This is a genomic window from Actinoplanes sp. NPDC051851, from assembly GCF_040681165.1.
In the GTDB taxonomy this organism is placed as follows: domain Bacteria; phylum Actinomycetota; class Actinomycetes; order Mycobacteriales; family Micromonosporaceae; genus Actinoplanes.
The window spans coordinates 186,435-210,251 of sequence record NZ_JBFAYF010000008.1 but is presented as its reverse complement, the minus strand read 5'-3'; the positions used below and the strand labels follow the sequence as shown (position 1 = coordinate 210,251).

The window sequence follows — 23,817 nt, the reverse complement described above, 5'->3', positions numbered from 1 at the left end:
CCATTTTAGGGGTTTAGCATGGTCCAGAATCGAGCATACGAGGCGACGTGCCGCGCAACGATCCGCTGATCTTCGGGCCGCAGGTCTGCGGCTCCCTCGCCGAGGACGCCGGCGCCGGCCGGGAGTGGCTGGTCACGGACGGCCTGGGCGGATACGCCACCGGCACGGTGAGCGGCCTGCGGACCCGGCCCGAACACGCGCTCCTGGTGGTCGCGGACGCGTCCGGCGTACGCCGTACCGCGGTGGCCGCCCTCGATCTGACGGTGACACTCGCCACAGGCGTCAAGGTACCGCTCTACACCCATCAGTGGGAGTCGGGCGCAGTCGATCCGGCCGGTCATCGGCACCTGGAGTCCTTCGTGCTCGCCGACGGCCTGCCGCGCTGGCGCTGGCGGATCGGCGAGGTGGTGATCGAGCGCGAGCTGGCGCTGCGGCACGGCCACCCGTCGCTCGCCGTCGTGCACCGGGTGGTCAGCGCGCCCGGCCGGGTCGGCCTGGCGGTCGCCGCGATGTGCACCTGGCGTCTCGCCGGCGGCTCCCGGACCGCCCGTGAGCCGGAGCCGCGCGTCGAGCAGGTGGCGGACGGCGCGCTGGTCGAGGGGGCGTACCGGCTGGCCGGGCCGGGCTGGCAGCCGGGCGGCGGATGGCATCTGGGCGCGCGGACCGGGACGGCCGTCGAGGACCTCTGGCTGGCCGGCACGTTCTGCGAGCAGGCCGGTCCCGGCGACCGTCTGGAGATCTCCGCGTGGGCCGGCGATCCCCGGGCGAGGCCGCCGGCACCGTCGCTGGTGCTGGCCTCGGCGCGCGATCGCGCCCGTCGTCTGATCTCCACCGCCAAGGTCTCCGGGTACGGCGAGAGCCTGCTCCTCGCGGCGGACCACTTCGTGGTGAGCGGGGCCGACGGCCCGGACGTGGTCACCTGTCACCCGGACCGGGGACCGTCGCTGAGCGACACGGGAGCCGCGTACGAGGGCCTGTTCCTCGACACCGGCCGCGTCGGCGAGGGCCGTGACCTGCTGATCGCCCGGACCCGGGCGGCCCTGCGCGCCCCGGCCCCGGACATCGGCACCGGACCGCTCTGGCTGGTGCACGCGGTCGACCGGCACGTGGTCCGTACCGGCGACACCGACCTCGCGGCCACGCTCGCCCTGCCGCTCGGCCGCCTGCTCCGCGCCACGCTCTCCGGCGGCGGCCCGCTCACCGTCGACCCCGCCGACGGCCTGCTCACCCTCCTGGCCGGCCCTGACGGGTGCCTCGACGATGATCAGGCACCCCGCAGCGCCGGCCAGGACGGTGGGCGGGCCGGGAAGCTGGTGGAGGTCAACGCGCTCTGGGTGAACGGGCTCGCGGCGCTCGGGGACCTGCTCGCCGAGGCGCGCAGGGACGACGGGGAGCCCCGGGCGAAACACGCGCGGGCCCGGGAGTCGTTCCGGCGGCGCTTCCCGGCGCCCGAGGGCTGGCTCCACGACGCGATCGAGGGGCCGGCGGCGCCCTACCCGCTCGGGGCGGCGAGCCGGCACGACGATCCGACCCTGCGGCCGTACCAGCTCCTCGCCTGGTCGCTGCCGCACGCACCGATGCGGGGTGTCGGCGCGCCCCCGCCGCGTGCCGCCGGGGAGGCCCTGCTCACCCCGATGGGGCTGCGCACCCTCGCACCCGACGAGTACGGCTACCGGCCCGGCCACCCCGGGCAGGGCATGGTCCGCCCGTGGCTGATCGGGCCGTACGCGGACGCCCGGGTGGCCGCCGGGTACCCGGTCGACGGCCTGCTCACCGGGCTCGCCGCGCACCTCGCCGAGGCCGGTCTCGGCGCGATCGGCGAGCTGGCCCACGGGGACGCCCCGCACCGCGCCGCCGGCCGCCCGTTCGCCGCCCTGTCCGTCGCCGAGATGCTCCGTGTGGAACAGAGGTACGCGCCGTGACCCGCATCCTGATGCTCTCCTGGGAGTACCCGCCCCAGCTCGTCGGCGGTCTCGGGCGGCACGTGCACGCGCTGGCGACCGCGCTGACCGCCGCCGGTGACGAGGTGACCGTGGTGACCCGCAGCGCCCCCGGAGCGCTGCGGGAGGAGTACACCGAGGGGGTCCGGGTGATCCGCGCACCGGACGACCCGCGGGCCGGGCCCCCGGGCGAGGACCTGCTCGCCTGGGCGCTCGCGCTGAACCACGCGCTGACCCGGGCCGCCCTGCACGCCGTCCGCTCCTCGCCCGGCGGCTTCGACGTGGTGCACGCGCACGACTGGCTGGTCGCGCACGCGGCGATGACCGTTCGCGATCACCTGGGTGTGCCGCTGGTGGCCACCGTGCACGCCACCGAGCGCGGGCGGCACCAGGGCTTCCTCCCGGAGGAGCAGAACCGGACCATCGACGGGATCGAGCGCTGGCTGACCGCCGAGGCCGCCCACGTGATCGTCTGCTCGGGGTACATGCGCGAGGAGGTGATCCGGCACTTCTGGGTGCCCGCCGACCGGGTCGAGGTGGTGCACAACGGGGTGGACTCGCTGCGCTGGCGGGCCCGGCCCCGGGCGGTCGCCGCGGCCCGGGAGCGCTACGCGGAGCCGGGTGCGCCGCTGATCAGCTGCGCCGGGCGACTGGTCTACGAGAAGGGCGTCCAGTACCTGCTCCGCGCGTTCCCGGGTCTCCGCGAGCACCGTCCGGGTCTGCGGCTGGTGATCGCGGGCGAGGGACCGTACCGGAGGGAACTCGAAGCGATCGCCACGCCCGGGGTGACCTTCGCGGGGTTTCTGCACGGCCATGCGCTGACCGCGCTGATGGCGGCGTCGGACTGTTACCTCGTGCCGAGTCTCTACGAGCCGTTCGGGATGGTCGCGCTCGAGGCCGCGGCGGCCGGGACCCCGGTGGCCGCCGCCGACACGGGCGGTCTGGCCGAGATCGTCGAGCACGGCGTGACCGGCGTGAAGTTCCCGCCCGCGGACCCGGACGGGCTGGCCTGGGAGACCGGCGCGGTGCTGGACGACCGCGACGGGGCCCGTGAGCTGGCCCGCGCCGCCCGCGTCCGCGCCCGCGACGACTTCAACTGGCCCGCGATCGCCGCCCGCACCGCGCACGTCTACGCGGTGGCCCTCCGCTCGGCCGGCGCCGGGTGGGAGGGTTACGCCCGGGAGGCGGTGTGCACGGAGAGCGCGGTGTAGGCCGCGGCGAGCAGCGGCACCCCGACGGCGTGCTTCGCGGCCTCCGCGACCATGTCACCGACGATGCTGTCCGCCTCGATCGGGAGGCCGGCGATCAGGTCGCGGTAGAGCGACGACGTGGTCGGCTCGGTCGTCGAGATCGCGCCCTGGACCATGCCGACGGCGCGTTCGCGGGGTGCGTGGCCCGCCGCCGTCGCGACCGCGATCACCTCGGCCATCAGGGCGTGCAGGAATTCGGGGCCGCCCGGGGAGGCGTTGATCGCGCCGATCGAGCCGCGCATCAGGGTGGTGGCCGAGCCCATGGTGGCGAGCAGGACCCACTTCTCCCAGAGCTCGGCGACGATGTCCCGGGACGCGCGGGAGTCGAAGCCCGCCCCGCTCAGCGCCGCGGTGACCGCGTCCAGCCGGTCGTCCGGCCCGCCGTCGAGCGGCCCGTACGCCAGCCGGTGCAGGCCGGTCATCCGGACCACGTCGCCCCACTCGTCCAGGGTCGCGTGGATCATGCAGACGCCGCCCCAGGCCCGCTCCGGCCCGAACGCGGCGACCAGCGTGTCGAGGTGCCGTACGCCGTTGAGCAGCGGGATCACCACGGTCCGCGGGCCGATCGCGGGCCCGATGCCGGCCAGCGCCGCGTCCAGGCCGTAGCTCTTCACCGCGAGCAGGACGACGTCGTACGCGCCGTCCACCTCGGTGATCAGGCGCGGTGCGACGGTCAGCGTGCCCTCCGGCCCGTTGATCCGGAGCCCCCGCTCGGCGAGCACGGCCGCCCGCTGCGGCCGGACCAGGAACGTGACGTCCCGCCCGGCACCGGCCAGCCGCCCGCCGAAGTAGCCGCCGGTCGCCCCGGCGCCGAGTACCAGGATCCTCATCCGAGCAACTCGTCCTCGAAGCACCAGCGCCACGACTCGCCCGGCTCGAAGGAGCGCATCACCGGGTGGCCGGACTCCGCGTGGTGGGCGGACATGTGGCGGCGCGGCGACGAGTCGCAGCACGCGACCAGTCCACAGGTCAGGCAGAGGCGCACATGCACCCAGTCCTCGAAACCGCCGGCCACGCACTGCGGGCAGCCGTCGGCGTACGGGCTCTGCGGGGCCGGCTCGTCGACCGACTCCTTGAGATGCTGGCAGGTCACTCGTCACTCCGATGCAGCTGGGATTCTTCCAGGTCGAGCTCGCGCTGGGCGCGCACCAGCACCTCCTCGGGGATCCGCCCCTCGTTCCGGGCGATCTTGAAGACGTGCCGCTCGGCTTTGATCATCTCGCGTCGCAGCCGGCCGTACGCCGCCGAGGGGGTTTCCTGGCTCTGACTGCCGAGACGCTCCCAGGCGTTGTTGGATCGACTCTCCACCAAGCCGCGCAGCCGGTCCACCACCGAGGCGGGCGCGCCGTCCGCCTTCTCCTCCAGCGCCGCCAGGGCCGCCCGGCTCGCGGCGTGCTGCACCCCGGCCTCGGCGAGCGCGTCCTGGGCGCTGCTGTCCTCCCGGACGCCGAGCCGGACCGCGAGCGTGGGCAGCGTGGTGCCCTGGATCAGCAGGGTCAGCACGATCACCGCGAACGCCACGAAGACGAAGAGCTCCCGCGGGTAGTCGGGTACGCCGTCCTCGCCGGGGATCGGCAGGGTCTGCGCGGCGGCCAGGGTGACCACGCCGCGCATGCCGGCCCAGGCGATCACGGTCGGCACGGCGAGCGGCGGGCGCTCCTCCCGGTTGCGGACCCGCGGGATCAGCCGGGCCAGGTAGGTCGCCGGGTACATCCAGACGAAGCGGAGCAGGACCAGCACGCCGAAGACCAGCGAGGTGACCTGCGCGGTGTCGCTCATGCTGGTCTCGATGCTGCCCACCACGGTCCGCAGCTGCAGCCCGACCAGCAGGAAGACCACGCCCTCCAGCAGGAACGTGATCAGCTTCCAGACCGCGTCCATCTGCAGCCGTGAGGTGGCCGAGAGCAGGTACGGGATCCGGTGCCCGAGGTAGAGCCCGGCGATCACCACGGCCACCACGCTGGAGGTGTGCAGCTCCTCGGCGACGATCACCACGGCGAACGGGGTGAGCAGCGACACCGCGTCGTCCAGCAGCGGATCCTCGATCCAGCGGTGCAGCTTGGCGGCCCCGTACGCGAAGATCCCGCCGATCACCAGCCCGCCGCCCGCCTTGAGCGCGACCTCCCCCGCGATGTCGGAGAACCCCACGGCTGCCCCGGCCAGTGCCGTACCGGCCACCCGGACCAGGACCAGCGCCGACGCGTCGTTGAGCAGGCTCTCGCCCTCCAGGATGGTGACCACCCGGCGGGGCAGGCCGACCCGGCGGGCGATCGCCGTGGCGGAGACCGCGTCCGGCGGGGCGACGATGGCGCCGAGCGCGATGCAGGCGGCGAGCGGCACGTCCGGCAGCAGGAAGTGCACGGAGTACCCGACCACCAGCGAGGTCAGCACCACCAGGCCGACCGCGAGCAGCAGGATGGGCCGCAGGGCGAGCCGGAACGCGGGCACCGAGGTCTGCAGCGCGGCCACGTAGAGCAGCGGCGGCAGGATGCCGATCAGCACCAGCTCCGGCTCGAGGTGCGCCTCCGGGAACCCGGGCACGTAGGAGAGCGCGAGCCCCGCCACGAGCAGCACCAGCGGCGCCACGAACCCGAGACGGCGGGCCAGCGCCGCGCCCACCACGGAGATCGCCACCAGGACGACCGTGTCGACGATGCTCTCCATGGCCGGAAAGCTTAGAGAACGGCCGGCCCGATCATCAGGTGGTGCTCACCACGCCGGAGCGGGCGATGGTCCGGGTATAGGTGCCGCTCACGCCGTTCTTGGTGTACTGGGCGTCGACCGAGAAGACATAGTGCGTCTTCGACGTGAGGTTCTTGACCGTGCCGGTCATCCAGCCGCAGGCGGTCGGCGTGACCGTGGTGTAGCCGACGTCCTGCTGCCGGCCGGTCTTCAGGTCCTGGTTCGCGGCGGTGAGCTTGTAGCTGACCAGCGTGCTGCCGCCCGGGTTGAACCACGTGAGCACCGCGCTGGTCGTGCCCGCCGTCACGCCCAGCCCGTTGATGTTGCCGCCGACGAACGCCGCCGCGTTGCAGGCGCTGCCGCTCGGTGTGGGCGTGCTCGACCCGCTCGGCCGGGGCGAGAGGGTGGCGACGCCGGGAGTGGTGGCGCTGACCACACTCGGCACCGGCGACGGCGTCACGCTGCCGGAGGCGTACAGGATCCAGGTGCCGCCACTGGACGGTACGGCCGTCGGCGCGGTCGTCGTACCGCTGTTCCCGGAGGAGCAGGCGGTCAGCGACAGCGGCCCCGCGAGCACGGACAGGACAGCGGCGACTTTCCGAATCTCCCGCATACCTCTCGGATTCGGACGATCACGCCGATCGCTTAGCCCGTGTTCCGGCACCCGGCCGGGTGCCGGAACACGGGTTAGGTCCGGTAGTGCTCGCGGGCCCGCTTCGCCAGGTCCTTCGTCGCGGCCGAGTTGACCCACGTGCCGAGGATGACGCCGGCACCCGGCACGACCTTGGCGAACATCCGCTTCGCGGCGCGCACGCCGGCCATCTGCGCCAGCTTCAGACCGAGCTTCACGAGTACGCCACCGAGCGGAGCGTCGTCGGCCCCCGTGAAGATCCGGCTGGCCCGTTCGCGTCCCGCCGCGACGCCGAGCGCCGTCCGCGCGCTCTCCGCGACCCTGTGCACCCGCTGCAGGACGAGCAGGTCGGTGGCTCGCTCCGGGACCGCCGGGTCGGTCCCGTACGCGGCCGCGATGTGCAGGATCATCCGGCACTGGGTCCAGGCCAGCACCCCGACGTCGAGCACCGCCCCGGGCAGTCCGGTCACCCCGGAGACCGCTCCGGAGATCCGGGCCAGCGTGGTGAAGTGCTTGACCGCGCGGGCGGCCAGGTCGTCCGGGGTGATCCCGGGGTGCTCCTCGCGCATCCGGTGCGCCCAGGCGGCCGCCTCCGGGCCCAGCCGGCGGACGGCGTCCAGGGCGAGGTGCTCGGGCGCGTACTGAGGGTCGGCCTTCATCCGCGCCCAGAGCGTGCCGGGCGGGACGGCGGAGTCGTCGGTGGCGGGCGGGACCGGAACGGGGTGTTGAGTCACAGATCACTCCGAGGGGGATGTGGAAGGGATCTGACCACATAGTGGCTCCCGGGTGCACGTAGGTTGCCCGCGCGCTGCGGAAATTCGTGTCCGCCATCACAACGTCGGAAACACGCCACGTTCGTTCGCGCGAGACCGGCGGAGCCGTCGCGTACGCCATGATTTGCGTTACCGACCGGAATGAAGTCCGCCGGACGGCTGTTGGCAGCGTCAAGCCCGCGACGGCGGGCTTCGTGATCGAGGAGGTCCGCAGCGTGCTCGACCCACACGGGCTCTACGACGTGGCCGGGGAGCTCCCGGCCCTGGACGGCCCGGTGCTCATCCAGGCACTCACCGGGTTCGTCGACGCGGGCAGCGCGATCCAGCTCGCGCGGGAACACCTGCTGGAGAACCTGGAGAACGAGGTGGTCGCCACGTTCGACCTGGACCAGCTGCTCGACTACCGCTCCCGCCGGCCCCCGATGATCTTCGTGTCCGACCACTTCGAGAGCTACGAGGACCCGGTCCTCGCCCTGCACCGGGTCAAGGACCAGCTGGGCACCGAGTTCCTGCTGCTCACCGGCCCCGAGCCGGATCTGCAGTGGGAGCGGTTCATCGCCGCGGTCACCGCGCTGATCGACGAGCTCGGCGTCCGGGTCACCGTCGGGCTGAACGCCATCCCGATGGCGGTGCCGCACACCCGGCCGGTCAGCGTCACCGCGCACGCCACCGACACCGCGCTGCTCGGCGAGCACGAGTCCTGGCTGCAGCGCGTGCAGGTGCCGGCCAGCGTCGGCAACCTGCTGGAGTTCCGGCTCGGCGAGTCCGGCCACAACGCCCTCGGGTACGCCGCGCACGTGCCGCACTACCTGGCGCAGACCGGTTACCCGGCCGCCGCCGAGCTGCTGCTCGACTCGGTCTCGTCGAGCACCGGCCTGGCGTTGCCGACCGGCGGGCTGCGCGACGCGGCCAAGCTGGTCCGCGACGAGGTGGACAAGCAGATCGCCGACGACGAGCAGGCCGGCCGCCTGGTCACCTCGCTGGAGGCGCAGTACGACGCGTTCCTGCGCGGGCGCCAGGGCAACCTGCTGGCCGACACCGACACCCCGCTGCCCACCGCGGAGGAGCTCGGCGCGGAGCTGGAGCGCTTCCTCGCCGAGCAGACCAAGGACGAGAACTAGCAGATCCGCCGGGACGGCACGCGTCGTCCCGGCGTACCGCCGGCCGCACTCTGGACCGCGCCTCGCACTCGGCCGGGTTCCGCAACGCGGGCTAGACGGGTTGTCTCGCCAGCAGCCAGTCCAGGACCTGCGGCAGCTGAGCGTCCCAATAGTCCCAGCTGTGCTCGCCGGGGCCGAAGGCCGCGTCGAGATCGAGGTTCGCCGCCCGGCAGGCGGCGGTGAAGCGCCGGTTCTGCGCCATCAGATGATCCTCGGTGCCGCAGCGCAGCATCAGGCGTGGCAACCGGTCCCGGTCGGCGGTCCGGACCAGGTGCAGCAGGTCCTCGTCGCCTCCGGCGACCACCCGGTCGGCGAAGACCCGGGCGGTCAGGGCGCGCATGTGCGGCCGCAGATCGTGTTCCTGGATGTACGCGAGGTCGAGCGCCCCGGAGAGCGTCGCGGCGGCCGCGAACCGCTCCGGTTCTCGCAGCGCCCACTTGACCGCCCCGTAGCCGCCCATCGAGAGACCGGCCACGAACGTGTCCTCCCGCCGCCCGGAGACCCGGAAGAACTGCCGGGTCCGTTCGGGCAGCTCGGTGGAGAGGAAGTCCCAGAACCGCATCCCGTACGCCTCGTTGGCGTAGAAGCTCCGGTGCACCTGCGGCATGACCACGGCGAGACCGTGCGCGGCGGCGTAGCGCTCGACCGAGGTGAACCGGGTCCACGCGGTGTGATCGTCGGTGAGCCCGTGCAGCAGGTAGAGCACCGGCGGCGGATCGGCCGCCGGGATCTCGGGCAGGAGCACGGTCATCGAGGTACGTAGTTCGAGCGCCTCGGAGTCGAAGTCACACCGGATCTGAGCCACCCGCCCATTCTCCCGATCGCCTCGCGAGGGCCCGCCACACGGTTGGGAATGTCGTACCCGTCGATTAGAATGTATGTACGAAACAGGGCCTCTGAGCTGCTGATCTTCAGGAGGATCCGCCGTGAGTGTGTCCACTCTGACCACCGTCCCGACCACCTCCGCCGTGCCCGTCATCCCGCCGTACGCAACGATGCTCGGCTTCACCCGGTACGTCTCCCGCACCGGCCCCGCCAAGGCCACGTTCGTCGGCGGCCTGCGCAAGCAGCGGGAGCGCCGCAGCGGGTTCAACCCGCACGGCCAACTGGTCAAGGCGCTCAAGGCGGACATCGCGTTCCGCACCGGCGGGAGCTACCTCACCGGCGTCGTCGGCCTGGTCAAGGATCGATGGAAGCCGCTCTACGGCGCGCTGCAGTCCGGCGCCCGGGCCTACCTCACCTCGCTCGGCGACCTCGAGCAGGTCAGCCTGGCGCAGACCCGGGACGCCCTCGCCCCGGTCGGCCCACTCGTCGTGAAGATCAACCCCCACTTCGGTCTGCGGTACGAGGACGGCCGGCGCGAAGCGGTACGCCTGCACTTCGACGAGGAACCGCCGTGCCCGGAGGCGGCCACCGCGATGCTGCACCTGATGGCCCGCCACATGGACCAGATCCTGCCGAACGCCGAGCCGGTCCTGGTCGACGTGCGGCGCGGGGTGACGCTCCGGGCCGACACGGCGGCGAAGCCGGGCGACGTGGAGAGCTGGCTGGCGGGGGAGGCGGCCGCTTTCACGGCGATGTGGTCGGCGACGGCGGCGTGACACCGCCTCGCTGATCCTTCATCCGGCGCCCGCTCTCCGCATGCCGCTCCCCCGGCCCGGAGAGCGGGCGTCTCCGCTCGCCTCATCGTCGACGGCACCGCTAAGGTGGCCGCGTGACCCCGTTTCCCGGCGTTCTCCCGCCGCCGCGCTCCTGAGCGGAGCGCTTCGCCGCACCGATGAGGCCCCGCGCCCTCGGTGACGTCGCCGTGCGCTCCGCAGCCGGTTCATACCGACTCGTTCTCATGGAGCGCACATGTTCAGGTTCTTCTCGGCCGGCGCACGGCTGAGCCTTCTGCAACTCTCCGCCGCCGGGGTGCTCTGGGGCACCGCCGGCGTCGTCGTCCAGGTCGTCGCCCCGCGTACCGGGCTCGGGGCCCTCGGCATCGGCTTCTACCGGCTGCTCTCCGCGGCCGTCACCATGCTGCTGATCGGCTGGCCCCAGCGCCGGCGGATCTGGGCCGCCTTCCGCGCCGCACCCTGGGCGACCGGGGCCGCCGGGGTGGGGCTCGCCGCGTACCAGGCCCTGTACTTCCTCTCGGTCCGCCTCACCGGGGTCAGCATCGCCACCGTGGTCAGCCTCGGGCTCCCCGCGGTGCTGCTCAGCGCGTGGGAGATCATCCGGCACAGGCGGCGCCCGGCGAACGCGGAACTACTGGCGTCGGCCGCGGCGGTCGCCGGGCTGGTGCTGATCTCCTGGCACGCCGTCCGGCCGGGCGCGGCCGCGGCGGCCGGACTCGGGCTGCTGGCGGCGGTGGCGTCCGGGACGGTGTACGCGGCCTCCACCGCGCTGAGCCGGGAGACCGCCCAGGATGTCCCGCCGCTGACCCTGACCACGCTGGCCTGTGTGATCGGCGCGATCACGCTGGCACCGATCGCGGCCGTCGACGGGGTGGTGTTCCGGCCGTCCACGTCGTCCGTGCTGCTCCTGATCTACCTGGGCTCGGTGACGACGGCGCTGGCGTACGCCTGGTTCTACACCGGCCTGCGGACCACGTCCGGGAACGTGGCGGTGGTGGTCACGCTGCTGGAGCCGCTGACCGCGGCGGCCCTGGCCGTGGCGCTGATCGGCGAACCGCTGACCTGGTCGACCATCATCGGCGGGGTACTGCTGCTGGGCGCGGTGACGACGCTCTACCTGAAGGTCGAGGAGCCCGAACCGGCCCTCGCCTGATCCTCGGTCAGCGGGCCTCCAGGGGCAACCGGACCAGCACGGTTGCCCCGTCCGCTCCCCCGGTCAGCTCCACGCTGCCGTGGTGCTTCTCCACCACCGCACGGCTCAGCGTCAGGCCGAGCCCGCTCCCCGGCACCATCCGGTCGTGCCCCCGGGCCGTCCGGTAGTGCCCGGTGAAGATCTGCTCCCGCTCGTCCCGCGACACGTCGCCCGCCGCGTCCGAGACCGCCAGCTCGGCGGCCCGGCCCTCGCTGCGCAGGGTCACCGTGACGTGCCCGCCGTCCGGGCTGTACCGGACCGCGCTGCCCAGCAGGTTCTCCACGATGTGCCGGAGCCGGTCCCGGTCCCCGGGCAGGATCAGCTCCCCCGGCAGATCCGTGTCGATCACCACCGGGGCGCCCTCGATCGCCGCCCGGGTCCGCTCCACCACCTCGCGGACCACCGCCGCCAGGTCCATCGGGACGCACCGGACGTCGGCGTGCCCCGCGTCCAGCGCGGAGAGCTCCAGCAACTCGTTGATGATCTCCCGGAGCTGATGGGCGTTCCGCTCCACCACCTTGATCAGCCGGGGGCCGTCCCGGACCAGGGACTCCTCGTCCGCCTCGCGCAGCAGCTCGGTATACGCGCTGATCGAGGTCAACGGCGTACGCAGCTCGTGACCGATCAGGGCCAGGTACTCGTTCTTGCTCCGGTCCAGCTGCCGCTGCAGGTCCTCGACCCGGCTCCGCTCGACGAACTGCCCGAGGTGCGCCGCGATCCCGGACATCAGCGCGACCAGCTCGTCCTCGGGATCCTCCACCGAATCGGCGAAGACGGTCAGCACCCCGATCGCGCCGGTCCCGCCGTGCACCGGTACGGCGAGCGCCGCGTGCAGCCCGTCGATGGCGTCGATGGTCCCCGGCGAACGGGCCACGTCCCGGATCCAGAACGGCCGGTCCACCTGCCAGGCCCGCCCGGCCAGCCCCTGCCCGGGTGCCAGGTGCTCCGGTACCGGGATGCCGGTCGGCCACTCCGGGGCGCTCCACCAGGCCGCCGACCGGATCCGTCCCACCGCCGGGTCTGCCAGCCAGAGCTCGGCGTGCACCCAGTCCAGCGTGCCGACCACCGACTCCAGCACCCGCGGACCGGCCGCCTCGATGCTCGGCGCGCCGTTCAGTGCCGTGGTGACCGCCAGCTCGCAGGCCCGGAACCGTTCGGCGCGGCGCTGCCGGGTCACGTCCTGCACCGCCTGCACCGCCCCGGCCACCCGGCCGTCCGGTCCGAAGATCGGCTGGGCGTCCATCAGGTAGTGGTGCGTACGCCGGGTCCCGCCGTGCAGGGCCAGCGGCTCGTCACGGACCCGCTCGCCGCGCAGCGCCCGGAACAGCCCCAGGTCGTCGCGGGTCAGCGGCTGCCCGGCGCCGTTGGTCAGCCCGCCCAGCTCACCCTGCGCCGCCTCGTCGCCCCAGAGCCGGCGCATCCGGTCGTTCGCGAAGACCACCCGGCCCGCGGCGTCGCAGGCGGTCACCCCGTCGTGCAGACTCTCCAGCACCGCGTCCAGGAACCGGTGCTCCTGCTCCAGGTCGAACCGGGCCAGCTGCTCGCCGACCAGCAGGGTGGCCACCTCGGCCGCCTCGGCGACCGCGCTGATCTGCTCCGGTGCCCAGTCACGGGGGCGGTGGCCGTACGCGCAACAGACCCCGAGCACTGATCCGTTCCGGTCGTGGATGGGGTACCCGAGATACGACCCCCCGTGCGCCTTGATCAGGCCGGGCGGCACCCGCGGGTCGGCCTCCGCGTCGTCGACGATCACCGCTCCGCCGCCGCGCACCACCAGCCCGCCGAGCGACCCGTCCAATGGCGTGTCCGCGATCGACGTCCAGTCGACCGCCACCCCCCAGCTCCCGTAGAGCCGCAGCCGATCCCCCTCGACCAGCTGCAGACAGGCGCTCGGCACGTGCGCCGCCCGGGCGGTCAGCGCGGCCAGCTGATCAGCGGTCCCGCTGGTCAGCGCCCCCCGGTGCAGCGCCGGCCGCTCCCCGTCGGCTCCCGCGCCCCCGAACACCCGCTCCCCACCCGCCGCCGCACCGGGATCCCGCACATCGGCTCCCGCCGCCGGATCCGGATCCCGCGCGCCGGCGGCCGTCGCCGAGCCGGGATGCTCGTCGACGGCCGTCCCCCCGTAAGGTTCGGCCACACCGGCGAGTGCCGGGTCGTCCGCCGCCCGGCCCCGCTCGGGCCGTCCGGCGACGCCGCCGGTGTCCTCTCGCCGCATGGCCGACCTCCGCCCCTCAGGGTAGTGGCGCGAATCGGCTGAAACCGGCGATTCCCCGTCCCCCGGCGGCCCGCACTCACGGGCACCCGAACAACCCCGGCACCCCGGCCGAGAGGGCGCCGGGCATCAGGCGCGGGCGTACCGGAGATCGGTGATGGGGCGGCCCGCCGCGGAGCCGCGCGTCTCGAACTTGGTGCTGGGCCGATGGTGCGGAACCGGCGGCAGGGGACGCAGGAAGGGGTCGGCGTCCAGCGTCTCGGCCATCGACGCGGCGTACTCCGGCCAGTCGGTGGCGCAGTGCAGCACCCCGCCGGGGCGCAGACGCTCGCGGAGCAGGGCGACGTTGGCCGGCTGGATCAGGCGGCGCTTGTGGTGGCGCGCCTTGGGCCACGGATCCGGGAAGAAGACGTGCACGGCGTCGAGCGAACCGGGTGCGATCCGGTGCACCAGCTGCATCGCGTCACCGAGGGCGACCCGGACGTTGGTCAGTCCCCGCTCGCCGACGAGCGCCAGCAGATTCCCGATGCCCGGCGTGTGCACCTCGACGCCGAGGTAGCCGCGCTCCGGGTCGGCCGCGGCCATCACGGCGGTGGCGTCACCCATCCCGAAGCCGATCTCCAGCACCACCGGCACGCCCGGCCCGAAGAGGTCACCGAGGTCCAGCGGGGTGCGGTCGCCGTCCACCACGTCCAGCCCGTAGACGGGCCAGAGCGCGGCGTGCGCATCGGCGTGGCGGGCACTCATCCGCCCCCGCCGCGGGTGGAACGTGCGGATCGGGCGGTGCGCGTTCTCGGTCTCAGTCATGGCCCGCCCACGATACGGCCCACCCCGGTGTCCCGCCCACTCCCGCCGCTCCCGGTCCCAGCAGGTACTCAGGGCTGTGTCGAGGCCCCGGAAAGAGCCCGACCCTGCCGATCGATTCTGAACCGCCCAGGCGGGACGCCGGATCCCGCGGCGGGCGTCCAGTCGGCCGTCTCCGCCTCGCCGCGCTGCACGGGGTGCCGGGGCCTGGTCGTGCCGGGGCCCGGTCGTGCCGGGCCTGGTCGCACACTCCAGGAGCGGTATCGGGACAGGGCCGTGTGCCAGGGGCCTCGGCGACCCGGACCGCCAGCGTCTACCCGGCGGTGTTCAGCGAGCCCGCTCGAACACTCGCCGCCCGCGGATCGCCGGTTCCGTCGGGCGGGGTTCGTTCGTGGACCGGCCGGGCGGTGCCCCCGTGGGCGGTGGGCTGGCGGTCCGGGGTGTCTCGGGCGCTCCGAGTGACCCGTGAACGCCAGCCGCACCGGGAAAGCTGGCGCTCACGGGTCACTCCAGCCCGCCGACACACCCCTCACCACCAGCCACCAAGATCAAACCCGCAGTTGATCATGAAAAGTTGATCAAACCCGGCCAGCCGGGGCCCACCCCAACCGGGGGAAACCCCCATCCCTAACGGAACAGTGGCACAAAACAGCGATCTTGGCCCGGGGCCCTGTGGATAAACCCCAGCTGTGGATAACCCCCAACCCGGGCCATGACCGAGAACGCCCACCCCGCTACCCCGCCGGCGACGACGATCCCGCCGGAATCGACCAGCGGAGTCAGCCCCGCGAACCAACCGGCGCTAGCGGGAGGTGGGCTGGGAGCCCGGGTGCAGGGGGGTGCGGGTGTTGGTGGCGAGGTCGAGGAGGAAGAGCCAGGATCCGTTGCGGTAGCGGCCGGTGACCACGGCCTTTCCGGTTCCGGCGTACGACAGTTCGCGGTCCAGGGCGGTGCCGAGGGTGCGCTTCGTACGGGACGCGACGTCGTACTCGACCACGTGGATCGGCTCGTTGGACGCCGGGGTCTCGCCGATCTGGGCGGCCGTCCACGCCAGCTTGGCACCGTCCGGGCGCCACGCCGGTACCACCGCGAACCCGCTGTTCTGGGTGCCGCCACCGCCGTAGCCCGCGACCGGCTGCTCGGTGCCGTCGGCGATGGTGCCGATGGTCAGGCAGTCGTCGACGATCGACTCGCAGTCGCCCCCGCGGAACGCCACCCGTCTGCCGTCCGGGGACCAGGCCACCGCGTCGTCGGTGCGCAGGCGCTCGTCGAGGGTCGCGGGTGAACGGCGGCCGGTGATCGCCGGTTCGGCGGGGAGGGGCTCGTGGCGGCAGTCGTTCGGGAAGAGGACCTCGACCTTGCCGCCGGCGGACGGGATCCGGTAGACGCCGGGGCCGCCCGAGCAGGAGAGCGAGGCGAACGCGATCCACTTCCCGTCCGGGGACCAGGACGGCCCGGCGGCGGCGCGGGTGGTCAGGCGGCGCGCGCCGGTGCCGTCCGCCTGCATGGTCCAGAGCCGTCCACCGGTCAGGTACGCGAGCCGCCGGCCCTCCGGTGACCAGCGCGGACGGGCGTGACCGCCGCCGGTGGTGAGCCGCTTCTCGATCGCGCCCCGGCTGGTGTAGACGTCGCCGTCCCGGACGTACGCCACCGGGCCGGGCAGGGCCGGCACAGCGGCGGACACGGGGGCGGGGGCGGGGGCGGGCGGGACCGGGGCGAGAGCCAGTGCCGCCAGCATCACGTTCATCATCATGGCGACCGCCCCCGATGCTCCCGCCTGCGCCTACGTCAGACGTCATCGTCGCAACCGGCCCGCGACTGAGCGGTGACCCGGAAACAAGTCCACGCGGACGGGGTCCGGGCGTCACCCGGACCCCTCGGCGGATCAGCCCGCGGGATGGACCACGGCGGCGGCGCCACCGCCGCGGCGGACCGGCTCGGCGACCGCGATCACCGAGCCGTGCCCGGTGAACTCGATCGAGGTGGCCGCCCCGATCTCGGCGGCGTCGGCGGCGAACGCGTGCCCGAGCGCCGTCAGCTCCGGCCCGTACAGCGTGTGGAAGGACGGCTCCGCCTGGATGCCGGCGGTGTTCCGCTGAGCGCCGCGCGGCGCGGCCATCGCCTGCTGCAGGGTCATCCCCCGGTCCACCCGGTTGTAGATGATCTCCAGGACCGTGGTGATGATCGTCGAGCCGCCCGGCGAGCCGACCGCGAGGTACGGCTGCCCGTTCTTCAGCACGATCGTCGGCGACATCGAGCTGCGCGGGCGCTTCCCCGGCCCCGGGAGGTTCGGGTCGGCCGCGGTCCCCTGCGTACCGGTGAAGTTGAAGTCGGTCAGTTCGTTGTTGAGCATGAACCCGCGACCCGGCAGCACCATCCCGTTGCCGCCGAACTGCTCCAGCGTCAGCGTGTACTCGACCACGTTGCCCCACCGGTCGGTGACGGTGAGGTTGGTGGTGCTCATCCCGGTGTCCGGCGAGACCGACGCCGCGGGCGCCGCGCATCCACCAGCCACCAGGTCACCGGGCGCGACCGGCTTGACCAGTGCCTTGTCCGGGTCGATCCGGCAGGCCCGCTGCGCGCCCCACTCGTTGGAGAGCAGCCGCTTCACCACGTCCGGCGAGGTGTTCGCGCCGATGTAGCGCCCCCGGTCGGCGAAGGCGAGCGCCGACGCCTCGAGGTACTGGTGCACCTTCTCGAGGTCGGTGGCCGAGGCCGGTAGCGAGCTCTCCAGGATGTTGAGCGCCTCGCCGACCGTGGTACCCCCGCTGGACGGCGTGTTCATGCCGTACACGGTCAGCCCGCGGTAGTCGGACGTGGTCGGCGCCGGGGTCCTTACCCGGTACGACGCGAGATCGGAAGCGGTCAGCGTGCCGGGCCGGATCGGGTACGCCCACGCCGTGGTGGGCGACGTCGAGACCGCCGGGGCGTGCACGGTGTTCAGCAGGTCCCGCGCGATCGCGCCCTGGTAGAACGCCGTCGTCCCCTGCTTCGCGATCAGCCGGTAGGTGTTCGCGAGATCCGGGTTCCTGATCGTGGTGCCCACCTCGGGCGGCAGCCCGTTCGGCAGGTAGAGCGCCTTGGTCGCGTCGAACTGCCCGAACGCCGCCGCGTTCTCGGTGACCTGGCGGCGGAACTCGGCGTCCACCGTGTAGCCGCGGTCGGCCACGTCGGCGGCGGTGCGCAGCGCGCTGCTCAGCGACCGGGTGCCCCACGCCCGGGCGGCCGCCTCCCAGGTGGCCAGGGTGCCGGGCACGCCGACCGAGAGGCCGCTGACCCGGGCCTCGTCGAACGCGTACGGCAGCCCGGTCGCCGGGTTGACGAAGTAGGTCTCGGTCATCGTGGCCGGGCCGGTCTCCCGCCCGTCGATGGTGGAGACGCTGTGCTTGCGGGCGTCGTAGTAGACGAAGAATCCACCGCCGCCGATGCCGGAGGCGAACGGCTCGGTCACCCCGAGCGTGGCGGCGGCGGCGACCGCGGCGTCCACCGCGTTGCCGCCCCGGCGGAGCACCTCGAGCCCGGCCGCGGTGGCCGTCTTGTCGACCGTGACGACCGCTCCACCGGATCCGGTCGCACTCGTACCGATCGATGGCGCGCCGCCGGCGAGAGCGGGCGCGGAGGCGACCGCGCCACCGGTGAGAGTCAAGGACAAAGCTGCTAGAGCTGATAGGAACCGCATCGGTCCTCCAGACAGGACAGTCTCGGTTGTCTATCCCTGCCTACCGCCGACGGCGGCGGCGCACAACCGATCGGTCAACGATCAGCCGATGCCGTAGGGCTCGGGCGCGATGGCGGGACAGCTCGTCCCGGCCTCCGGGAGGCGCAGCCCGACCAGGTACCGGTCGACGACGCCGCGGACGCAGTCGCTGTGCGAGTAGGCGACGTGCCCCCACCCCTCGTAGGTCACCAGCCGTGCGTTCGGCCCCAGCTGCGCGGCGACCTGCTGCGCCCAGGCGTGCGCGGTCGCCGGGTCGTGTCGCGTACTGATCAGCAAGACCGGTATCCGTGCGGGCGTCAGCGGCCGTTGCGGATCGGCCGGCCCGCTGGGCCATCCGATGCAGCCCGCGGCGGCGGAGAGCGCGAGCGAGGAGGCGCGGATCTGCGGTGCGCGCGCCTTCAGGCCGTCCAGCCTTGTGACGTACGCGGAAAAGTCCCCGACTGGAAGTGACCAGTCGGCACAGAACACCGACGGGAAGCTGTTGGGTGCCAGATCGACGTCGTCCGCGGCCCTCTCCGGCGCCGGCGGTGGCGGCCCGCCGGCCGGGGCCTCGTCGGCGTCCTTGAGGTAGTGCGCGAAGGAGAACCACTGCGGGTCGTAGAACGCGCTGAACGCCGCCGAGATCAGCCGCCACACGGTCAGCTTCTCCGGCGGATCGTACGGGTCGGCGAGCCGGCCCTCCCCCGCACGGGCGACCAGGGACTCCCAGAGCGCCGGGATGTCCCGCCCGCGCAGCACGCACCGGGTGTCCCGGGCGCACCAGGCGACGAACTCGTCGAAGGAGTCCTGGGCGGCCTCGGTCTCCTGGGTGAGGAACCCGTCCACGTCGACGCTGTGGTCCATCACGCTGTCCAGGGTCACCGCGCGCAGCCGGTCCGGGTAGGACTGGCCGTACAGCTCGCCGATCAGGGAGCCGTACGAGGCGCCGAAGATGCTGATCCGCTGCTCGCCGAGCGCGATCCGGAGCGCCTCGACGTCGTGCACCACGCTGGCCGTGTCGGTGTGCCCGAAGACCGGTCCGCTGCGGGCCGCGCAGTCCGCCGCCAGCTTCCGGTTGTACGCCCCCAGCGCCGCGAACTCGGCCGCGCTGGTGACCAGCGGGGAGGGTTTGGCGTCGATCAGGTCCTGGGCGCAGAGCACCGGGGAGCTGCGGCCCACACCGCGCGGGTCGAGCCCCACGATGTCGAAGCGTCTCCGCAGCTCCGGGGTGAAGAACTCGGTGTCCAGCGTCATGTTCACCGCCGAGCCGCCGGGGCCGCCCGGGTTGACCAGCAGCACCCCGATCCGCTGGGCCGGGTCGGTCGCCGGGCGCCGGGCCAGGGCCAGCTCGATGCCGGTGCCGCGGGGCGCCGCCCAGTCCGCCGGGACGCGCATGAAGCCGCACTGCACGGCCGGGTCCTCCGGGCAGGGCGACCAGGTCACCGCCGGGACGGGGTCCCGCGTCATCACCCTCGGTGGGATGCCCTGGCCCTGGCCGGCCAGGGCGGGCGGTGACGCGTACACCAGAATGGCGCATGCGAACGAGAGCGTGAGCGACCGTCCGAGAACTCGCAAAACCTGTTTTCTCCGCCCTGCGCGGCCGGCGCGCCACGCGGCCCCCATCTTGGGACGCGCCCACCCGGCCAGTCCGGAGAATGCCCGGTTTTACCGCCTATGAGGCATTCACCCCTCAAGGTGCCCGATCGATCATGGCAGGGTTGAGTGATGACGACCGTCACTCGCCTCATCGCCGCGGCGACCGGAGCCGCCCTGCTCTCCGCCTGCTCCACCGACGGCGACGCGGCCGCGCCGTCGGTCGCACCGGTGCCGTCGGTCTCCGGCGCCCCGGCCGCGCCCACCGCCTCGGCCGGGCCGGTGAAGGCGCCGGACCTGACCGCGGAGCCGGAGACGATCGCGACCGGGATCCGGGTGCCGTGGGGGCTGGCGTTCCTGCCGGACGGGACCGCACTGGTCGCCGAGCGCCAGACCGGGGAGGTGTTCCAGGTCGGCCCGGGCACCGGGAAGAGGGCGGTCCACCGGGTCGACGGCGTCGTGACCGGCGGCGAGGGCGGCCTGCTCGGGCTCGCGGTGGCCGCCGACCACGCCACGACCGGGTGGGTCTACGCCTACTACACCGGCGCGGACGACAACCGGATCGTCCGGTTCACGCTCACCGGCGGCGGCGAGCCGGAAGTGATCTTCAAAGGGCTGGACCGGGGCGGACGGCACAACGGCGGGCGGATCGCCTTCGGGCCGGACGGGATGCTCTACGTCGGCACGGGCGACGCCGGCGACACGCCGCAGTCCCAGGACCGGGACGACCCGAACGGCAAGATCCTGCGGCTGACGCCGGACGGCGACGCGGCACCCGGCAACCCGTGGCCGGGCTCACCGGTCTGGACCCTGGGCCACCGCAACGTGCAGGGCCTGGCCTGGGACGCGCAGGGCCGGATGTACGGCATCGAGTTCGGCCAGGACACCTGGGACGAGGTCAACGTCATCCAGGCGGGGAAGAACTACGGCTGGCCCGAGGTCGAGGGGAAGGCCGGCGACGAGAGGTACACCGATCCGATCGTGCAGTGGCGCACCGACGACGCGTCCCCGAGCGGGGCGGCGGTCCTCGGGGACACGCTCTACGTCGCGGCGCTGAAGGGTGAACGGCTCTGGACCGTCCCGCTCGGCGGCGGCACCGCGAAGGCCGAGCTGACAAAGAAGTATGGTCGCCTCCGGACGGTCGCCACGGCTCCCGACGGCTCTCTGTGGCTCACCACTTCGAACACCGACGGCCGCGGCGACCCGTACGACGGAGACGACCGGATCCTGCGCTTCCCTGCGTGATTAGCCTCCTTGCATAATCACGCGTCTTAATTCTTGTTGTTGGGGGGTAGTTCGGGCAGGGACGAGATGGCGGCGGCGTACTGGGCCATCAAGCGCCCGTTCGCCATCACGCCGAAGGCCCGCATCTGGTCGGTCAAGGCCTGCTTGACCTGGGCCTCCTGCTGGCCGCGATGCGTCTGCATCACCTTGTTGACGACGTAGTCGACACGGAGCTGCTGCTGCCAGCCGGGGCCGCGCTGGCCGCCGGGGGCGAGGCTGCTGACTGAAGAAAGGGCTTCCATGCCCCTGGTATTCGGTCGCACAGGTAGCTGTCTTGAAGATATGAGGACCCTGTGCAACGGGACGGATACCGTTCCGCTCCGCAGCCGACATCAGTCCTGCGGGTCCGCCGGATCCGCGGGCTTCGGGGGAGGCGGGTTCAACCGCCTCCAGAGCAGCATCGACAGGCCCACGACGAGCATCCCGAGCCCCATCCAGAGGTTGATCCGGACACCCTGCGCCTTGGTGAGCTCGGCGCCACTGTCGAAGAGCCCCACCCCGGTGACGATCAGGCCGTAGACCACGAACAGGCCGCCGATCACCGTACGTACGTCGAAGAGCATGACGGGCCTCCTACCAGACCGGGATGTAGAAGAGGACGGCCAGCACGACCGCGATCGTGCCGAGCAGGACCGGGTTGCGCCACCAGACCCGATCGCCGGCCAGGATCACCTCACCGGACACGGTCGGCCCCGCCAGCCCGTAGACCAGGCCGCGCAGCTCGTCCTCCGGCTTCGGCGGGGTGAACGCGGAGACCGCGAAGGCGACCAGCACCGCCACCACGAACGCGGCGCCCGCGCCCCAGAAGCTCTCCTCCAGGTCCGAGTTGAAGCTGAACGCGCCACCCAGGTAGCCCAGGTAGAGCGTGAGCGAGGCGAGGAAGCCGAGCAGCAGCGACCAGAAGCCGGCCCACGCGGACATCCGCTTCCAGAACATGCCGACGATGAAGGTGGCGAAGAGCGGCGCGTTGAAGAGCGAGAACAGGGCCTGGATGTAGTTCATGATGTTGTCGAATCCGGCCGCGATGAACGCCGTGCCGATGCCGATCAGCACGCCGGCCACCGTGGCGATCCGGCCCACCCGCAGGTAGTACCCGTCGTCGCGATCCTTCCGGACGTACGCCTGCCAGATGTCGTACGTGAAGACGGTGTTGAATCCGCTCACGTTGGCCGCCATGCCGGCCATGAACGAGGCGACCAGGCCGGTCACCGCGACGCCGAGCACGCCGTTGGGCAGCAGGTCGCGCATCAGCAGCGGGATCGCGTTGTTGTAGGTCAGGTCCCCCTTCTCGGCGCCCAGCCCCTGCACGGTGACCAGCGCGATCAGGCCGGGGATCACGGTGACCACCGGGATCAGCAGCTTCGGGAAGGCACCGATGATGGGCGTACGGCGGGCGGCACTCATGTCCTTGGCGCTCAGCGCGCGCTGCACCTCGGCGAAGTTCGTGGTCCAGTAGCCGAACGACAGCACGAAGCCGAGCCCGAAGACGATGCCGATCCAGCTCGCGCCGAGCGGGTTGTCCGTGCCGCCACTGTTCGCCCAGGTGTGCAGGCCGCCGTCGCCGAGCGGCATGGCGCGGACCCTGTCGAACAGCCCGTCCACGCCGCCGACCTTGACCAGCCCGATGATGGTGATCGGGAGCAGGCCGGCCAGGATCACGAAGAACTGCAGCACCTCGTTGTAGATCGCCGAGGAGAGCCCGCCCAGCACGATGTAGCCGAGCACGATCGCCGCGCCGATCACGATCGAGAGCCAGAGCGGCCAGCCGAGCAGCGCCTGCAGGATCAGGGCCAGGGCGTACAGGTTGACGCCGGCGATCAGCACCTGGGCCACCGCGAAGCTGACCGCGTTGAACAGGTGCGTCGGCCGGTTGAAGCGCATCCGCAGGAACTCGGGGACGCTGCGGACCTTGGAGCCGTAGTAGAACGGCATCATCACGATGCCGAGGAAGACCATGGCCGGCACCGCGCCGACCCAGTAGTAGTGCAGCGTCATCAGGCCGTACTGCGCGCCGTTCGCCGCCATGCCGATGATCTCCAGGGCGCCGAGGTTGGCCGAGATGAAGGCCAGGCCGGTCACCCAGGCCGGCATCGACCGGCCGGAGAGGAAGAAGTCGGCGCTGGTGCTGATCGCCCGGCGGGCCATGAAGCCCACGCCGAGGACGGTGATGAAATAGATCGCGAGGATCAGGTAGTCGACGAAGTGCACGTCGAGACGGAGACCGCTCACGGGCCCACCTCCCAGGGTTCAGGCCTCGACTACCCGATCCGAATCTCCTTCACACGCGGCCGTTCACCAGGTGCTCGAGGCCGTCCAGGATCCGCTCCAGACCGAAGTGGAACGCGTTGTCCGCGCCGGTCGTGTCCCGTAGGGCCGCCATGATCGCCGGGAACTCCGCGGCGTGCCCGGCGAAGCTCTTGGTCAGCTCGCTCTCCGAACCCATCGTGGCCTCCTGAGCCGCGATCGCCCGGACGTGGCCGGCCAGCACGGCGACCGTGTCCATCCGCTCGGAACCGGTCAGCGTCGTGGGGATCCTCGCCAGGGCGGCCTCCATCCAGCCCATCTCGTGCGGGCCGATGGGCCGGTTCCCGATCACCGCCTCCAGCGCCCAGGGATGCCCGATGTAGGCCTCCCGCAGGCACTCCGACCAGGTGACCAGCGCGTCCCGCCACGATCCGCCGGAGATCTCGGGCGCGGGGCCGAGGGCGCGCTCCAGCATCACCGCGACCAGCTCGGCCCGGCCGGGCAGATAGCGGTACAGCGACATCTTGGTGAAGCCGAGGTCGGCGGCGACCCGCTGCATGGAGACGGCCGCCAGCCCCTCGGCGTCGGCGATCGCGGTGGCCGCGTCGGCGATCGCCTCCACGGTGAGGGCGGGCTTGGGGCCGCGGCGCTTCGGGCGCTCCGCCCAGAGGAAATCGGCTGACATCTCACTTGCCTCCCGGAGTAACTGCGTCTACCGTACACAGAAATAACAGCG

Annotated in this window: 21 protein-coding genes; 6 read left to right on the top strand and 15 right to left on the bottom strand. The window is 72.6% G+C overall.

All coding sequences use genetic code 11. The features are described 5' to 3' along the window. Positions 1 to 47 precede the first annotated feature (47 nt). The gene (locus AB0M08_RS11290; RefSeq protein ID WP_364491594.1) at positions 48 to 1,922 is read left to right on the top strand and encodes a glycogen debranching enzyme N-terminal domain-containing protein; all 1,875 of its coding nucleotides are present in this window, start codon (positions 48 to 50) and stop codon (positions 1,920 to 1,922) included. Between the two features lie 11 nt (positions 1,923 to 1,933). Beyond that, complete coding sequence (locus AB0M08_RS11285; RefSeq protein ID WP_364491653.1) at positions 1,934 to 3,151, top strand: glycosyltransferase family 4 protein; 1,218 nt, start codon at positions 1,934 to 1,936, stop codon at positions 3,149 to 3,151. Here AB0M08_RS11285 and AB0M08_RS11280 read toward each other — a convergent pair. The 5 genes from AB0M08_RS11280 to AB0M08_RS11260 all read right to left on the bottom strand — a co-directional run bounded on the left by AB0M08_RS11280 (position 3,112) and on the right by AB0M08_RS11260 (position 7,237). Beyond that, positions 3,112 to 4,020, bottom strand: coding sequence for a ketopantoate reductase family protein (locus tag AB0M08_RS11280; RefSeq protein ID WP_364491592.1), 909 nt, complete (start codon positions 4,018 to 4,020; stop codon positions 3,112 to 3,114). The genes AB0M08_RS11285 and AB0M08_RS11280 overlap by 40 nt on opposite strands. Then, positions 4,017 to 4,283, bottom strand: a complete 267-nt coding sequence (locus tag AB0M08_RS11275) for a UBP-type zinc finger domain-containing protein (RefSeq protein WP_364491590.1) — start codon at positions 4,281 to 4,283, stop codon at positions 4,017 to 4,019. Before AB0M08_RS11275 ends, AB0M08_RS11280 begins: the two co-directional genes overlap by 4 nt. Further along, a complete protein-coding gene (locus AB0M08_RS11270) occupies positions 4,280 to 5,854 on the bottom strand; it encodes a Na+/H+ antiporter (protein ID WP_364491588.1) in 1,575 nt (524 codons plus the stop codon). The genes AB0M08_RS11275 and AB0M08_RS11270 overlap by 4 nt, the downstream gene beginning before the upstream one ends. Positions 5,855 to 5,888: 34 nt before the next feature. Further along, positions 5,889 to 6,485: a fibronectin type III domain-containing protein gene (locus AB0M08_RS11265; RefSeq protein WP_364491586.1), complete on the bottom strand. Its 597-nt coding sequence runs from the start codon at positions 6,483 to 6,485 to the stop codon at positions 5,889 to 5,891. Between the two features lie 74 nt (positions 6,486 to 6,559). Then, positions 6,560 to 7,237, bottom strand: a complete 678-nt coding sequence (locus AB0M08_RS11260) for an EcsC family protein (RefSeq protein ID WP_364491584.1) — start codon at positions 7,235 to 7,237, stop codon at positions 6,560 to 6,562. Positions 7,238 to 7,491: 254 nt separating this feature from the next. Between AB0M08_RS11260 and AB0M08_RS11255 the strand changes: the two genes are divergently transcribed. Beyond that, positions 7,492 to 8,397 (top strand): PAC2 family protein, encoded by a 906-nt coding sequence (locus AB0M08_RS11255; RefSeq protein WP_364491651.1) that lies wholly within the window; start codon positions 7,492 to 7,494, stop codon positions 8,395 to 8,397. 91 nt (positions 8,398 to 8,488) lie between these two features. Here the strand turns inward: AB0M08_RS11255 and AB0M08_RS11250 are convergent, their stop codons facing one another. Next, complete coding sequence (locus AB0M08_RS11250) at positions 8,489 to 9,241, bottom strand: alpha/beta hydrolase family protein (protein WP_364491582.1); 753 nt, start codon at positions 9,239 to 9,241, stop codon at positions 8,489 to 8,491. Between the two features lie 190 nt (positions 9,242 to 9,431). Between AB0M08_RS11250 and AB0M08_RS11245 the strand changes: the two genes are divergently transcribed. Together AB0M08_RS11245 and AB0M08_RS11240 are read left to right on the top strand one after the other, a co-directional pair. Beyond that, positions 9,432 to 10,037 (top strand): hypothetical protein, encoded by a 606-nt coding sequence (locus AB0M08_RS11245; RefSeq protein ID WP_364491649.1) that lies wholly within the window; start codon positions 9,432 to 9,434, stop codon positions 10,035 to 10,037. Between the two features lie 253 nt (positions 10,038 to 10,290). Next, positions 10,291 to 11,208 (top strand): EamA family transporter, encoded by a 918-nt coding sequence (locus AB0M08_RS11240; RefSeq protein WP_364491579.1) that lies wholly within the window; start codon positions 10,291 to 10,293, stop codon positions 11,206 to 11,208. Positions 11,209 to 11,215: 7 nt separating this feature from the next. Here AB0M08_RS11240 and AB0M08_RS11235 read toward each other — a convergent pair whose 3' ends face one another. From AB0M08_RS11235 to AB0M08_RS11215, 5 genes are all read right to left on the bottom strand, one after another. Beyond that, on the bottom strand, positions 11,216 to 13,462 hold the full coding sequence (locus AB0M08_RS11235) for an ATP-binding protein (protein WP_364491577.1): 2,247 nt from the start codon (positions 13,460 to 13,462) through the stop codon (positions 11,216 to 11,218). Positions 13,463 to 13,588: 126 nt separating this feature from the next. Then, on the bottom strand, positions 13,589 to 14,266 hold the full coding sequence (gene trmB / locus AB0M08_RS11230; RefSeq protein ID WP_364491575.1) for a tRNA (guanosine(46)-N7)-methyltransferase TrmB: 678 nt from the start codon (positions 14,264 to 14,266) through the stop codon (positions 13,589 to 13,591). A 799-nt stretch (positions 14,267 to 15,065) separates the two neighbouring features. Further along, entirely contained in the window at positions 15,066 to 16,001 is a 936-nt protein-coding gene (locus tag AB0M08_RS11225; RefSeq protein ID WP_364491573.1) for a hypothetical protein, read from the bottom strand. Positions 16,002 to 16,148: 147 nt separating this feature from the next. Next, on the bottom strand, positions 16,149 to 17,942 hold the full coding sequence (gene ggt / locus AB0M08_RS11220) for a gamma-glutamyltransferase (RefSeq protein WP_364491571.1): 1,794 nt from the start codon (positions 17,940 to 17,942) through the stop codon (positions 16,149 to 16,151). 81 nt (positions 17,943 to 18,023) lie between these two features. Next, positions 18,024 to 19,427: an alpha/beta hydrolase gene (locus AB0M08_RS11215; RefSeq protein WP_364491569.1), complete on the bottom strand. Its 1,404-nt coding sequence runs from the start codon at positions 19,425 to 19,427 to the stop codon at positions 18,024 to 18,026. Between the two features lie 258 nt (positions 19,428 to 19,685). On the opposite strand from AB0M08_RS11215, the gene AB0M08_RS11210 reads away from it, so the two are divergent. Then, positions 19,686 to 20,798, top strand: coding sequence for a PQQ-dependent sugar dehydrogenase (locus AB0M08_RS11210; RefSeq protein WP_364491567.1), 1,113 nt, complete (start codon positions 19,686 to 19,688; stop codon positions 20,796 to 20,798). A 26-nt stretch (positions 20,799 to 20,824) separates the two neighbouring features. Here AB0M08_RS11210 and AB0M08_RS11205 read toward each other — a convergent pair whose 3' ends face one another. From AB0M08_RS11205 to AB0M08_RS11190, 4 genes are all read right to left on the bottom strand, one after another. Beyond that, positions 20,825 to 21,079, bottom strand: coding sequence for a hypothetical protein (locus AB0M08_RS11205; protein ID WP_364491565.1), 255 nt, complete (start codon positions 21,077 to 21,079; stop codon positions 20,825 to 20,827). A 90-nt stretch (positions 21,080 to 21,169) separates the two neighbouring features. Further along, positions 21,170 to 21,400 (bottom strand): hypothetical protein, encoded by a 231-nt coding sequence (locus tag AB0M08_RS11200; protein WP_364491563.1) that lies wholly within the window; start codon positions 21,398 to 21,400, stop codon positions 21,170 to 21,172. A gap of 10 nt (positions 21,401 to 21,410) precedes the next feature. Then, on the bottom strand, positions 21,411 to 23,066 hold the full coding sequence (locus tag AB0M08_RS11195; RefSeq protein ID WP_364491561.1) for a sodium:solute symporter family protein: 1,656 nt from the start codon (positions 23,064 to 23,066) through the stop codon (positions 21,411 to 21,413). 49 nt (positions 23,067 to 23,115) lie between these two features. After that, entirely contained in the window at positions 23,116 to 23,766 is a 651-nt protein-coding gene (locus AB0M08_RS11190; RefSeq protein ID WP_364491559.1) for a TetR/AcrR family transcriptional regulator C-terminal domain-containing protein, read from the bottom strand. Between the last annotated feature and the right edge of the window lie 51 nt (positions 23,767 to 23,817).

Bases quoted from the DNA above. Each gene is read 5' to 3' on its own strand.
- AB0M08_RS11210 (WP_364491567.1), top strand. From the start codon at position 19,686: ATGACGACCGTCACTCGCCTCATCGCCGCGGCGACCGGAGCCGCCCTG.
- AB0M08_RS11245 (WP_364491649.1), top strand. From the start codon at position 9,432: ATGCTCGGCTTCACCCGGTACGTCTCCCGCACCGGCCCCGCCAAGGCC.
- AB0M08_RS11190 (WP_364491559.1), bottom strand. From the start codon at position 23,766: ATGTCAGCCGATTTCCTCTGGGCGGAGCGCCCGAAGCGCCGCGGCCCC.
- AB0M08_RS11270 (WP_364491588.1), bottom strand. From the start codon at position 5,854: ATGGAGAGCATCGTCGACACGGTCGTCCTGGTGGCGATCTCCGTGGTG.
- AB0M08_RS11215 (WP_364491569.1), bottom strand. From the start codon at position 19,427: ATGACGCGGGACCCCGTCCCGGCGGTGACCTGGTCGCCCTGCCCGGAG.
- AB0M08_RS11225 (WP_364491573.1), bottom strand. From the start codon at position 16,001: ATGCTGGCGGCACTGGCTCTCGCCCCGGTCCCGCCCGCCCCCGCCCCC.
- AB0M08_RS11200 (WP_364491563.1), bottom strand. From the start codon at position 21,400: ATGCTCTTCGACGTACGTACGGTGATCGGCGGCCTGTTCGTGGTCTAC.
- AB0M08_RS11205 (WP_364491565.1), bottom strand. From the start codon at position 21,079: ATGGAAGCCCTTTCTTCAGTCAGCAGCCTCGCCCCCGGCGGCCAGCGC.
- AB0M08_RS11280 (WP_364491592.1), bottom strand. From the start codon at position 4,020: ATGAGGATCCTGGTACTCGGCGCCGGGGCGACCGGCGGCTACTTCGGC.
- AB0M08_RS11235 (WP_364491577.1), bottom strand. From the start codon at position 13,462: ATGCGGCGAGAGGACACCGGCGGCGTCGCCGGACGGCCCGAGCGGGGC.
- AB0M08_RS11285 (WP_364491653.1), top strand. From the start codon at position 1,934: ATGCTCTCCTGGGAGTACCCGCCCCAGCTCGTCGGCGGTCTCGGGCGG.
- ggt (WP_364491571.1), bottom strand. From the start codon at position 17,942: ATGCGGTTCCTATCAGCTCTAGCAGCTTTGTCCTTGACTCTCACCGGT.
- trmB (WP_364491575.1), bottom strand. From the start codon at position 14,266: ATGACTGAGACCGAGAACGCGCACCGCCCGATCCGCACGTTCCACCCG.
- AB0M08_RS11265 (WP_364491586.1), bottom strand. From the start codon at position 6,485: ATGCGGGAGATTCGGAAAGTCGCCGCTGTCCTGTCCGTGCTCGCGGGG.
- AB0M08_RS11240 (WP_364491579.1), top strand. From the start codon at position 10,291: ATGTTCAGGTTCTTCTCGGCCGGCGCACGGCTGAGCCTTCTGCAACTC.